The organism is Thiofractor thiocamini (assembly GCF_055384375.1).
This window is the reverse complement of the sequence record NZ_AP042389.1, coordinates 757,073-769,588: the sequence shown is the minus strand read 5'-3', so window position 1 is coordinate 769,588 and position 12,516 is coordinate 757,073. Positions and strand designations below refer to the sequence as shown.

General features: G+C 34.1%; 12 protein-coding genes. 8 read left to right on the top strand and 4 right to left on the bottom strand.

Annotated features, from left to right (window positions below; all coding sequences use genetic code 11):
* Window positions 1–7: 7 nt before the first annotated feature.
* On the top strand, window positions 8–1,207 hold the full coding sequence (locus ACZ47B_RS03895) for a chloride channel protein (protein WP_464895697.1): 1,200 nt from the start codon (window positions 8–10) through the stop codon (window positions 1,205–1,207).
* On the opposite strand, the gene ACZ47B_RS03890 is transcribed toward ACZ47B_RS03895, so the two are convergent.
* The gene (locus ACZ47B_RS03890; protein ID WP_464895374.1) at window positions 1,200–2,090 is read right to left on the bottom strand and encodes an aspartoacylase; all 891 of its coding nucleotides are present in this window, start codon (window positions 2,088–2,090) and stop codon (window positions 1,200–1,202) included. The genes ACZ47B_RS03895 and ACZ47B_RS03890 overlap by 8 nt on opposite strands.
* A gap of 291 nt (window positions 2,091–2,381) precedes the next feature.
* Here ACZ47B_RS03890 and ACZ47B_RS03885 point away from each other — a divergent pair, with 291 nt between their 5' ends.
* From ACZ47B_RS03885 to msrA, 7 genes are all read left to right on the top strand, one after another.
* Window positions 2,382–3,653: a M48 family metallopeptidase gene (locus tag ACZ47B_RS03885; RefSeq protein WP_464895373.1), complete on the top strand. Its 1,272-nt coding sequence runs from the start codon at window positions 2,382–2,384 to the stop codon at window positions 3,651–3,653.
* A complete protein-coding gene (gene prmC, locus ACZ47B_RS03880) occupies window positions 3,654–4,481 on the top strand; it encodes a peptide chain release factor N(5)-glutamine methyltransferase (RefSeq protein ID WP_464895372.1) in 828 nt (275 codons plus the stop codon).
* A complete protein-coding gene (locus tag ACZ47B_RS03875) occupies window positions 4,474–4,965 on the top strand; it encodes a DUF4149 domain-containing protein (protein ID WP_464895371.1) in 492 nt (163 codons plus the stop codon). Before prmC ends, ACZ47B_RS03875 begins: the two co-directional genes overlap by 8 nt.
* Window positions 4,966–5,026: 61 nt before the next feature.
* A complete protein-coding gene (locus ACZ47B_RS03870) occupies window positions 5,027–5,557 on the top strand; it encodes a cytochrome P460 family protein (RefSeq protein WP_464895370.1) in 531 nt (176 codons plus the stop codon).
* A 34-nt stretch (window positions 5,558–5,591) separates the two neighbouring features.
* Window positions 5,592–6,284 carry a response regulator transcription factor gene (locus ACZ47B_RS03865; RefSeq protein WP_464895369.1) on the top strand — a complete coding sequence of 231 codons (693 nt, stop codon included), beginning with the start codon at window positions 5,592–5,594 and terminating at the stop codon, window positions 6,282–6,284.
* The gene (locus ACZ47B_RS03860) at window positions 6,274–7,275 is read left to right on the top strand and encodes a sensor histidine kinase (RefSeq protein ID WP_464895368.1); all 1,002 of its coding nucleotides are present in this window, start codon (window positions 6,274–6,276) and stop codon (window positions 7,273–7,275) included. Before ACZ47B_RS03865 ends, ACZ47B_RS03860 begins: the two co-directional genes overlap by 11 nt.
* 34 nt (window positions 7,276–7,309) lie before the next feature.
* Entirely contained in the window at window positions 7,310–8,512 is a 1,203-nt protein-coding gene (gene msrA, locus ACZ47B_RS03855; RefSeq protein ID WP_464895367.1) for a peptide-methionine (S)-S-oxide reductase MsrA, read from the top strand.
* A gap of 35 nt (window positions 8,513–8,547) precedes the next feature.
* Here msrA and ftsZ read toward each other — a convergent pair whose 3' ends face one another.
* Genes ftsZ through ACZ47B_RS03840 form a run of 3 tightly spaced genes read right to left on the bottom strand, consistent with a single transcriptional unit; the run spans window position 8,548 to window position 12,515 of the window.
* Entirely contained in the window at window positions 8,548–9,672 is a 1,125-nt protein-coding gene (gene ftsZ, locus ACZ47B_RS03850; RefSeq protein ID WP_464895366.1) for a cell division protein FtsZ, read from the bottom strand.
* A 20-nt stretch (window positions 9,673–9,692) separates the two neighbouring features.
* Entirely contained in the window at window positions 9,693–11,051 is a 1,359-nt protein-coding gene (ftsA, locus tag ACZ47B_RS03845) for a cell division protein FtsA (protein ID WP_464895365.1), read from the bottom strand.
* Window positions 11,052–12,515 carry a peptidylprolyl isomerase gene (locus tag ACZ47B_RS03840; protein WP_464895364.1) on the bottom strand — a complete coding sequence of 488 codons (1,464 nt, stop codon included), beginning with the start codon at window positions 12,513–12,515 and terminating at the stop codon, window positions 11,052–11,054.
* Window position 12,516 lies beyond the last annotated feature (1 nt).

Sequence of the window (12,516 nt, the reverse complement as noted above, 5' to 3'; positions counted from 1 at the left end):
AGCAGCCATCGCAGCTACGTTTAACGCTCCCATAGCAGGTGTGATTTTAGGCATAGAGATCATCATAGGTAGGATAAACTCTTATATAATCATCCCACTCATGGTAGCGTGCACTACGGCAACTTTGGTTTCAAGGGAATTTATAGGGGATTTTACTGCTTTTTATGTACCTCATCTTAGCTATGATAACAAGTATCTTATATTTGTACCGCTTGAAGCATTGTTGCTTGGTGTGGTATCTGTTTTTATAGCGGTATCTTTGAAAAAATTTCGAGTTTTAAGAGTAAAATATAGAAAAAAATGGCACTTTGTAGTTGTAATTTTAGGTTTTTTAGTAGGACTTACTATATTTTTAGTGCCTCAAAGTCAAGGGGTCGGATATGACTATGTAAACGGTATCTTCCAAAACTATTTTAGTGGCGTTATAGCGGCAAAGATAATGCTGGCAAAGATAGTAGGTATCATCTTAAGTATAGGAAGCGGTATCTTTGGCGGACTTATGTCGCCTAGTATCTTTATAGGTGCTTTTGGAGGGTATTGGTTTGGAACTGACATGGTAACATATGGAATAGACCCAAGAGTTTTTGCTCTCATTGGAAGCGCAGCAGTTCTTAGCGGAGTTTCAAAAGCACCTCTTAGAAGCTCTGTTATCATTACCGAGTTAACACACTCTTATCAGTTACTTATACCCATACTTATAGCTTCATCCATTTCTGGCTACATAGCATCAAAGTTTGAGCCCGGGTCATACTTCAAAAGAAGTCTTCTTCAAAGAGGTATAGATATAGAAAGTTCATTGGTAGAAAAATACCTACAAAATAGAAATCTAAATAAATTTATAGATAAAATTTCTCCAATTTCTCCTGACACTACTATAAGAGTTGTTTTAAAAATATTTAAAAAACTGCATATAAGGTATTTGCCTGTTGTAGAAGATGAAAAGCTTGTAGGTGTAGTTTCACTAAGGGATGTAAGAAAAAGGTATATTTTAAGGCGTAAAGATATCAAAGTGGAAGATATCGTGAGCGAAAGACCCTTTGCTATAGAGGAGCATCATACGACTGATGATATTTTCAAAGCTATCGCGATACTAAATGTCCACTATGTGCCTTATGTAGATAAAGATGGACGATATATAGGTATGGTTGATCTTGATAAATTGATAAAAGATTTATCGACATCCATGCAAAATTATACCATTAGATAGATATGACTTTTTTTTCAGTTAAACACATCGCAAAATTTTTCTCATAGTATGCAGCTTCATTTATAAAAAGAGGATATAGCTCTTTATCTCTATCATATCTTATGGTTTCACCCTCAAGCGTCATAAAAAGAGGATCTCCCTTTTTTAATTTTGTATAATCCCTGTCTTGAAGTTCTGGGTGTACCATCGCTGTTATATCACCGTTTATATCTCTTGGATAATCAAGTAGTTCCACATGGTCATATATCTCAAGATTCGTATAATTCTTTTGAAATTTTTCATTGTTTGATTTTTCTATAAAATCAAGTATATGATGTATGAGTTTTTCCGTATCAAAAAAAAGATCCGCTCTTAAAACTCCCTGCGGTATGGCACCCACTTCTATAGCAAATCCATTTTTTGCTATGGAATTGACAAAAGATACATCTTTCGTATCTCCTTTCCACCTGAAGATATTGACTCTGGGCTCTTGCTCTTTCAAGTATGCGGCAATTTGCCAAGTTAGCTTACTCCCTTCATCTATAACTAAAGAAAGTCCCATATTGGAAGTGGTTGAATGAAGGTCTACTATAAAGTCAACATTTGTTTTTTTTGCGCCCTTTGGACCTAGTTTTGTATTGATGACTTTTGCGAGCACATCTTCGTAGTCAGCTTTATTTGGATCATTTAAATCCTCTATTTTAAAAGTTCTGTTCAAATCTTTATCTATATATCTTGTGCATTTTTGTATGGCTTTTAAGTTGTTATGCATTATAACGGTTTCAAATCCGTCTCTTTTTACCAATTTAGGATATTTTTTAAATTTATTGATTAGGTAAACTCCGGTAAGTTCATTGCCATGAGTTCCGCCTGTTATAGCTACTCTCTTTACTTGTTCGTTCATTTTAACTCCTTGAAAAAAGTATTATATCATATAAATTCTAAAATTGTTTTATTTTTTTATCTATGGCACTGACCAAATAAAACTTTTACACTCATTCTCAAAATTGCATCCTGCAATTTCTCCGAGGCTAAAATTTGGATTTGCATCCTTGCAAATCCTTTTAAATTTTAGAACCGTTAGAAAGTTTTATTCGGTCAGTGCCTTATCTATTAACAATATATAATCAAGAAGTTTTAATCTACTTTAGATACAATACGGAAAAAATATAATCATACAAAAAAGGTCTTATTTATGGTTTTAGAGATAGGGATAATATATTTTTTATATATATTGGTAAAAGTTTATGTGAGTGTCATGGAAATCGGGTATGTTTCAAGAGCGAAAAATTTGACTCCTGTCATACTTGATGACAAAAGGTATAAAGATGCGGCTGACTATAAGATAGCAACACAAAGGATGGATATACTAAACTCTTTGTTTGATTATGCGTTGTTTATATTTTGGGTGGGTTTTGGCTTGAGATGGCTTGATAATGTTTTGCATATAGATAGCATGTTGCTAAAGTCGGTTGTTTATATAGATGTTTTCATAACGATAAATTATCTGTTTTCTTTACCGTTTGAAATTTATGGTAAATTTTATCTCGATAAAAAATTCGGCTTTAGTAATATGACGGCAAAAATGTTTATAACCGATCTTTTGAAAGCGGCACTATTGTTTTTGGTTTTTGGTTCTCTTGTAGTGTACGCAGTTAGTTATATCATTCTTACATTTTCTTTATGGTGGCTATGGAGTTTTGTTTTTATCTTTGCTATCATAGTTATCATAAATGTAATCTATCCTACTTTTATAGCACCTATGTTCAACAAGTTCGTGCCTCTTGAAGATAAGGAGCTGAAAGAATCCATCGAAGAGCTTATGAAAAAAGCAGGACTTAAAAGCAGTGGTATCTTTACTATGGATGCCAGTAAGAGAGATAACAGGCTAAATGCGTACTTTGGAGGACTTGGAAGCTCAAAGAGAGTCGTACTTTTTGATACTTTGATAAAAAAGCTTTCAAAACCTGAGCTTCTCGCTGTTTTGGGGCATGAGTTAGGTCACTTCAAACATAAAGATATCATAAAAAATATCTTTATGATGGGCGGGCTTTTGTTTTTGATGTTTTTTATATTTGGCAATTTGCCTGATAGTCTGTTTTTGAGTTTTGGTCTTTATAAAACTCCTTATACGATTATCGCTTTCTTTTTGCTACTGTCTCCTATAGTTGCTTTTGTTTTTATGCCCATAATGGGACTTTTAAGCAGACACAACGAATACGCGGCAGATGAGTATGGAAGTGAGTGTGAGAGCCCTGAGGTTTTGGCAAGTGCTTTGGAAAAACTTGCAAATGAAAACAAATCTTTTCCAAGATCTCACCCGCTTTTTATCTTTTTTTATTTTACGCATCCGCCACTTATTGAGAGACTCAAAAGACTTGGGAAAAATTATGCAAAAGGTGATGAAGCTTTGAAAGAGAACTGTGGTGTTGATGAACAGCCTAAAATGCACAATGAACAAAAATGAATGATGAAAAATATCAAAAAAGCTTTAAAAGAGGGCAGAGAGCTTTTAAAAGAGATAACTGACATCCCTCAAAAAGAAGCTATGATACTTGCCTCTTTTGTTTTAAAAAAAGATGAGACTTATCTTTTTTTACATGAAAATGATGAGTTTAAAGAGTATGATGAGTTCATGGCGTTTATAAAAAGAAGAGCGGGCGGTGAGCCTATAGAATATATTACAAAAAGTGTCAGTTTTTACGGATATGATTTTTTTACAGATAAAGGCGCATTGATACCAAGACCGGAAACTGAGATACTTATAGATGAAGTTGTAAAAAATCTTAAACAACTTGAGCTCAAGAATCCAAAAATAGCCGAGATAGGTACGGGCAGTGGTATCATAAGCATAATCTTATCTTTAAAGCTTCCAAAAGCTAAGATAATAGCTACGGATATATCAAAAGATGCACTTAAAATTGCAGGGAAGAATATAGAAAAATTTGGTGTAAAAGATAGGATTGAGTTGGTAAATGCTTCATATCTTGACGGAATAGATGAAGATATAGATATCATAGTATCAAATCCTCCCTATGTTGCAAATGACTTTGAGGTTGAAAAACCTCTTTCTTATGAACCAAAAGATGCTATATTTGGTGGTGTTAGAGGAGATGAGATACTTTTAAATATCATAGAACTTGCAAAAAATAGGAAAGTTGTATTTTTAGCATGCGAGATGGGATATGATCAAAAAGAGGGATTGACAAAAGTTTTAAAAGAGAAAAATTATAAAAAATTTTATTTTTATAAAGATTTGGCAGGACTTGATAGGGGGTTTGTAGGTTATGTTTGAAAAAGGAAAGATAAAAAATAGTATTTTTATAGTATATATTTTAATGCTTGGTGTCGCTGCAGGGGCGGTGCTGACTCTAGGAGTATTTGTGGCACCTGTTGTTTTTCTGCCTGGTGCTATTTTGGGAGATGGTGTGCTATCACACTTTCAAAGCGGATTGCTGATGAGTCATATATTTGTACGCTTTAACTATCTTCTTAATTTTGTGGCTTTATTTATCATCTTTTATGAGTTTAAAGCCTTTTTTTCACTTGATAGGGATAAGTTTAGTTTTTTTGTATCTATACTTACAGTTTACTGCATAGGACTTTTTACTCTTTATTATACGCCTTACATGCTAAAAGCTCAGGCTATAGGAGAAAAAGCTATAACTTCATCCGCATTTGAAAATATGCACAAAGGAAGTGAGCTAGATTTTAAGATACTACTAATATCACTCATAGCACTTTTTGCAAGAAGAGTTTATCTAAGGTTAAAATCTTGATAAAATCTTGATAAATATCCATTATAATGCTCCTTGAAAATACATTTTAAGGAGAAAAAGAATGAGAAAATTAGGTTTGAGAATAGCATTGGTTGCTATGGCGGCTTCAGCTTTGTTTGGTGCGGATGTTTATCTAAGTGACAATGCAAAAGTGCCAGATATGCAAATGCCAAAAACAGGTTTGAATTTCAAAGATATCGAGGGTTATCAAAACTATAAACTCGTAGCTACTCACTTTAGAACGGATAAAAATGAGATACGATACATATTGGCAAATCCGGTTGCTTATAATGCTTTAAGAGCGGGTAAAAATATTATGCCAAATGGTAGTAAAGTCGTCAAAATAGGCTGGAGTGTTAAAAAGATGTCAAAATTCCCGTCAGCTTTGGAAGCAGATAAAATCCAAAGAGTTGAGTACATGATAAAAGATGCTACAAAACACAAAGAGAGTGACGGCTGGGGCTATGCAAGGTTTGTAAAAACAAACGGACAGTATAAAGCCTGGGGTGGAGATCCAAAAAGTTGTGTGTCTTGTCATGCAAGTGTAAAAGATCATGATGCTTTATTTACAAAATTTCAAAAAATGTTTTAAGGATAAAGAGGGCTAAGTAGCCCTCTATTATGATATGAAAAAAAAGAAGATTTTAATAGTAGAAGATGAGAAGTATATAATAAACTTTATCAAAAATCGTCTCAATAAAAATCTTTATGATATAGATATGGCAGTTGACGGCAATGAAGCTATGTCGAAAATCTTAGAAAAAAAGTATGACTTAGTTACACTTGATTTGATGCTACCTTTTGTTGATGGGTTTGAGATATGTCAGCAAATAAGAACAAAAAATAAAAAATCTATTATTGTTATAGTCAGCGCATTAAATACTCTTGAATATAAAGAAAAAGGGTATGAACTGGGAGCGGATGACTATATTTCCAAGCCATTTTCCGCAAAAGAGTTGTCTATCAAGATTGATTCATTGCTAAAAAGAAAAAAGGAACTCATTGCAGATGCCACAAACAGTGAAATTTTTAAAGATATTATCATAGATGAGGGAAAAAAAGAGATAATTATCAACGGATTCAAGTTGGATTTTACTCCAAGTGAGTATTTGATACTCGCCACTCTTATAAAAAATAAAAATATTGCTTTTTCAAGGTCTGATTTGGTAGAATTGATTTATTATAGCAATTATGGACAAATAGATGAAAATGGTATAAACACTCATATATACAACATAAGAGAAAAGATAAAAAAAGTTTATAAAAAAGATATCATAAAAACAGTGAGAGGGATAGGGTACAGGATAAGTGAAGATTAAATTTTTTATAGTTTTAGTTTATGCTTTAGCGGGACTTTTTATATCGGCTATTAGTGCTTTTATGACGTACTTGATCATTGGAGTACCAATCGGCTGGTATATGTTCTTTAAAATTTTATTGACTGTTGTCTTTACTCTGCCCTTGATAGGTCTTATAAGCTATATACTTGGCAGTTATCTATCGAAAAAGTTTTACTCCATAAAGAAAAATTTAGAGCAAATCAAAAATGAAAATTTTAATTTACCAAGAGAGGATAATTTTTTATATGAATTAAATGAGATAAATGAAACTATCTGCTATCTATCGTCAAAATTGGATACTTTGATAACAAGTTTAAAAAAGAAAAATAGAGATTTGTCTAATATGTTGGTATCTTTAGCTCATGACATAAAAACTCCCATAGCAGTTATAAATGGTTATATAGAAGAGATTGAAGATGGAATGATAGTAAAAGATGACTTGCCAAAAGCATTATACCAAATGAAAGAGGAGATAAATTTTATAACTGAAATAACAGATGATATGATAGAGTATATAAACTCTATAAAATATAAAAAAGAGCAACAACAAATCAAGTTGTATGATTTTGTAGAGGATGAGATTTATCTGATTTTACCTATGAAGCATAATATAAAATTTATAAATGAAGTCGATAGAGATTTTGTTATATCGTTCAATAAAACAGATCTAAAAAAAGTTTTGCTTAACTTGCTCATAAATGGTATAAAATACACAAAGCAGGGATATGTAAAGATTTACAATAAAGGTGATCAAATATATATAGAAAATTCCGGTAACAAGATACAAGATGAGTATAAAGAGAAGATATTTGAGCCGTTTTTTAGTATAGACAAGAGTAAAAACAGGCAAAATAGCGGTTTTGGTTTAGGTTTAAGTATCGCAAAAAATTTATCATATAACAATAAATTTGACTTAAATCTATATACAAGTAATGATGAAAAAACAATATTTTATCTAAAGGAAGTATAATATGAGGTATTTTATTTTAATTATAGGGATAGTTATGACAATGTATGCTAAACAACAAACCATAGTTTTTGCAGCAGGATGTTTTTGGGGGGTTGAAAAATATTTTCAATCATTAAAAGGTGTAAAAGATGCTGTAAGCGGTTATGCCGGAGGAAATTACCCGGATCCAAACTATGATAAAGTCCTCTCATATAGATATGATACACCAAAAGGGATAGTTAACTATACCGAATCGGTAAAAGTAGTGTATGACGACAGTGTCATAAGTACGGAAGATTTGATAAAAAGATTTTGGGAGTTGCATGATCCGACCCAGGGCAACAGACAAGGTAACGACAGAGGCAACAACTATAGAAGTGCCATATACTATACGAACGATACCCAAAAAGAGATAGCTTTGCAGACAAAAGAGGAGTACCAAAAACTTTTAAGCAAAGCAGGTTTTGGAAAAATTACGACTGAGATAAAACCGCTTGAAAAGTTTTATCCGGCTGAAGAGTATCATCAAAACTATCTTCAAAAACATCCATACGGTTACTGCCCGAATCACAAAACAGGAGTAAAATTTCCTGATTCTAAAAAGAAAGATACAACTTCATACATAAAACCTCTAGGCGGAAAAGAGATCATTGTAGTAGATGCGCCTTTTTGTCCGTATTGTGAAAAATTTAAAAAAGATGTTATATCAGGTTACGAAGGGGATACTCCTCTTAGGGTTGCGCACAAAGAGAGATTGAAAGATTTTAAGATAAATACGAAACTAGATGCAACCCCTACCATACTTTTCATAAATGATGGCAAAGAAGTTTTTGCCCACAGGGGATACTGGGATCCAAAAAGTTTTTATGAAGCTTTGGGTAGATTCAAACTAGGAGCAGATAGCGAAGCTTACAGGGTTGCTTTTAACAAAGGAACTGATAACAGATTTTGTAAGCAGTACGATATTTTCAAAAATACACCTGATGGTGTTTTTGTGGATAAACTCTCTGGCGATCCGTTATTTGATACAAGAGACAGGTTCAACTCTCACTCGGGTTGGCTTAGTTTTTATAAACCGATAGATGGTTCAGTTGTATATAAAGATGATAACAGTTACGGAATGCACAGAGTTGAAGTATTGGCTAAAAAAAGCGGGATTCATTTGGGACATGTGTTTGATGATGCACCGGGAGGCAGAAAAAGATACTGTATAAATGCTACGGTTTTGGAGTTTGTACCAAGAAATAAAGTTAAATAATATGAACATTTCCCGCAAAAAAGCGGGAAATGCTATCAATCCATCTGATTTCTTATGAAAGTCGGGATATCCAAAAGATCTCCCTGTTCTTCATAACCGCCGCTTACTTTTCTAAGCTCTGCGATTCTCTTTTTTCTTGCTTCGTTTACAGGGTCAACCAAGGTTAAATTGTCCTGTTGTTCTTTTTCACTTTCAAATCCTGTAGCTACAATAGTTATCTTCACTTTGTTTTCAGGCATATTTTCATCGGTTGTAGTACCAAATATAACATGAGCGTCCTCGTCGGCATTGTCATATACTATGCCCATGGAGTCGCTTATCTGGCTAAGCGGACAATTTGGATGGATATTGAAATGTACCAAAACACCCAATGCCCCATCTATACTCATATTGTCCAAAAGCGGTGATTCTATGGCATTTTTCATAGCTTCTACAGCCGCATCCTCACCTTCAAATTCGCCAACTCCCAAAAGTGCCATACCTCTGTGACTCATGACTGTTTGAACATCTGCAAAGTCAAGATTGATATCGTTGTTTCCGTAAGAAAGTACAACTGAACTCATACCGCCAACAGCACGGGAGAGAATGTTGTCAACTATTTTGAAGCTGTCTTTTATGCCAAGACTTCTATCGATGATGCTTAAAAGTTTGTCATTTGGGATAACGACTATGGAGTCACTCTCTTTTTTGAGCTCTTTTAAACCCTCTTCTGCTAGTCTTGCTCTTCTTCTTCCTTCAAACATAAAAGGCTTTGTCACAACAGATACCGTTAAAGCTCCTACCTCTTTTGCGGCTTGAGCTATTACAGGAGCTGCACCTGTTCCGGTACCTCCTCCAAATCCGGAAGCTATAAAGACTATATCGGCATTTTCCAAAGCACTTCTTATCTCTTCATAATTTTCAAGTGCGGATTCTCTGCCGATTTCCGGCTTCATTCCCGCACCAAGACCTTTTGTCTTTTTTTCGCCAAGTTGTATCTTTGTAGGAGCAAGTGATGCATCAAGAGCTTGTGCATCGGTATTGGCTACTATGAGATCAATCCCGCTTACACCTTCGTTTATCATATGATTTATCATATTTCCGCCGCCACCGCCTACGCCGACGACTTTTATACAGGCTCCCGCTACTTGTTTTGACTCTTCCACTTTAAAATCATTCATTTAAATATCTCCTTTGCTCCTCAAAATAGTTGTGTTATCGTATTCCAAAATTTTGACATTTTTTCTTGCAAACCACTTGTTTTTTTCATCTTTTTTATATCTACTATATCGTCTTTTACGGCTTTTTCTTCACTTTTTGTTTCTTGTATATCTTCAGTTATATTTTGAATATTTTGTATATTGTTTGAAGGCTCGATGATCTCATTTTTATATCTTAGTTTTTTGTTTGAGTCTATTTCATACGGAGTGAAGTGCCCGCCACCATAAAGTATGAGGCCGACTCCTGTTGAATACATGGGATCTTTTAAGGTTTCAAACATACCATCTATCTTTTTAGGTTTTGCTATACGTACAGGCATATTGTCAAATATGGCGATAGCCAATTCTCTCAAGCCCTCTATCTTGGTAAAACCGCCGGTCAGTACCACTCCCGCACCGATTTGCTCTTTAAATTCACTTTCATCTATAGATTTGGCAAGTATCATCAAAGTCTCTTCCACTCTTGCATAAATGACATTTGATACGATTTCAAGTGAAATTTCATTAGTATTTGCATCATCTCCTATGATAGGCAGCTCTATAAGTTCATTGCTGACTTTTTTAAGTGAACCGTACTTGATCTTTACCTCTTCGGCAGCACTTAAAGGTGTATGTAGTGCCATAGACAAATCGTTTGTTATATTGTTTGAGCCGACTCCTAAAAAGTCATTGTATCTTATGCTGTTTGATGTATTTATACAAAGGTTACAAGTAGCTCCACCCATATCTATCACGCAGACTCCAAGCTCTTTTTCATCATCATTTAAAACCGCAATGCTTGAAGCGTAACCGTTAAGTACTATATTGTCTATACTAACACCGGCTAACTCTACGGCTTTTTTGAGATTGTTCAGTGAAGTTTTTTGTGCGGTTATGATGTGCACATGCACCTCAAGTCTGTTCCCGGTCATCCCCAAAGGATCATCTATGAATTCTTGATTGTCAACTTTAAAATTATAAGGTAAAACATGGATTCTTTCATAGTCAGCCGGTATGTTAGCATTGTGATCAGCCATCATCATTACACGGTTTATCTCCTTGATACCTATCTCTTTATCGGGTATATTTACTACTCCGTAGCTTTCGACACTTTTTGTGTAAGCTCCTGAGATGGAGATAATAACTTTGTCTATATTGGTTCCGGCTACTTTTTTTGCCTCATTCAATGCTTCTTTTATAGAGTTGGAAGCTAACTCTATATTGGTTATGATACCTTTTTTTATACCTTTTGATTTGGAGATACCACTTCCTGCAATTTTTAATGTATCACTGTTTTGCTGTGCTATTATGGCACATATCTTTGTTGATCCGATATCAATACCAAGTATTGTTTTACTCAACTATTGTCCTTTATAGAAGCTTTCTATCTGATACTTTTGTCGTAACTTTGAAAGCAGCTTTTGGTTTATCTCTGCTAATTTGGCATTTTTTACATTGCTTTTAAGCAACATATCATACGTTTTAAGTTTATTTTTATCAAGCAATTTTTGTTCCAAAACTTTATACACTATAGCCTTGCTACCAAATACTTTGTAGCCTTTTTTGCCTGGCGAGTTAAACACTTGATTTAAAAAATCAACCGCTTCAAGTTCGTTTAAGCCTTTGATCTTTTTGATATCGTCTCTACTTACAAATCCTATGACATTTGCATTTTTCAAATCGGCAACCAGCTTTTTAGCTTCATTTTTAAGCTGTTCTTTTTGTGCAATTTTGATATAATCTTTTTTCACTCTCTCTTTTGCTTCGTCAAAACTCATGGGTTTTGGCATATCTATCTTGGTAACTTTTGCGACAATATATCCATCTTTGTATTTAAACGGTTTAAGCACATCTCCTACACTAGCGGTTTTAAGTTTGTCTTGAGGAAAAAGACTCTGCTTCACGCTTACACTCATTTTGCTATCAGGTTGTATTTTTCCTTTTTTAAGCGCAAGGTATTTTTTAAGTGCGAATCTTTTGCCTTTTTTAAATTGCAAATCTTTTATAACTCTATCTTTTGCATCTTCATAACTTAAAATCTTTCCATCTTTATCGGTATATCCGTATCTTTTTTTGGTGTAGTACTCTTTTGACTCGTTTTCGTCAACCTGTATAAAAGATACCGGTATTTTTATGATGGAGAGTTCATATGTTTTGGTTGTAAGATATGATTTTTTCCTTTTTTCCCAAAAATTCTTGAGTTTTTCATCATTTACGGTTATCTTTGAAGGATCAGCATATATGATCTTGGTCGCTAACTTGTCCTGCATGAACAAAGATGCTCCAAAAGTCTCGATCTCCAAAGGAGTGGGGGAGAGTTTGAGTATATTGTTCAATTTCCTAAGAGTGATCTCTTTTTTTAAAGACTCTTCATAATCTTTCGCTCTTGTTCCTATATTTCTTAATACTCTGTAGTATTGGTCTTTGTTAAATACCCCATTTTGCTGAAAAGCTTTTGTATTTTTTAGGGCATTTTCAACTTCACTATCAAGTGTAGTAAGTCCAAGATCATCCGCATAATTTAACATTAAAGCTTCATTTATGAGTTGTCCGAGTGCTACTTTTTCTAACCCCATTTCTTTGGCTTTTTCCCTGGTCAATCCGCCTTTTAACTGCTCTTGATAATAGTTGTATATATTGCTGTAAGCATTGTTCAGTTCATTTATGGTTATCTTTCTATCTCCTACAACCGCAACCGCTCCTGCTCTGTTTCTGTTGTAGCTGTAAGCTCCCCATCCGACAAAACCCGCACCTACAAAGGCAATGGTGCTTATCCAGATGGTGATAACCAGATATTTTCTGTGTTTTTGCATCCATGTAATCATT

Coding starts and splice junctions, on each gene's coding strand:
- msrA (WP_464895367.1), top strand. CDS start 7,310: ATGACAATGTATGCTAAACAACAAACCATAGTTTTTGCAGCAGGATGT.
- ACZ47B_RS03890 (WP_464895374.1), bottom strand. CDS start 2,090: ATGAACGAACAAGTAAAGAGAGTAGCTATAACAGGCGGAACTCATGGC.
- ACZ47B_RS03870 (WP_464895370.1), top strand. CDS start 5,027: ATGAGAAAATTAGGTTTGAGAATAGCATTGGTTGCTATGGCGGCTTCA.
- ACZ47B_RS03840 (WP_464895364.1), bottom strand. CDS start 12,515: ATGATTACATGGATGCAAAAACACAGAAAATATCTGGTTATCACCATC.
- prmC (WP_464895372.1), top strand. CDS start 3,654: ATGATGAAAAATATCAAAAAAGCTTTAAAAGAGGGCAGAGAGCTTTTA.
- ACZ47B_RS03865 (WP_464895369.1), top strand. CDS start 5,592: ATGAAAAAAAAGAAGATTTTAATAGTAGAAGATGAGAAGTATATAATA.
- ftsZ (WP_464895366.1), bottom strand. CDS start 9,672: ATGAATGATTTTAAAGTGGAAGAGTCAAAACAAGTAGCGGGAGCCTGT.
- ACZ47B_RS03875 (WP_464895371.1), top strand. CDS start 4,474: ATGTTTGAAAAAGGAAAGATAAAAAATAGTATTTTTATAGTATATATT.
- ACZ47B_RS03885 (WP_464895373.1), top strand. CDS start 2,382: ATGGTTTTAGAGATAGGGATAATATATTTTTTATATATATTGGTAAAA.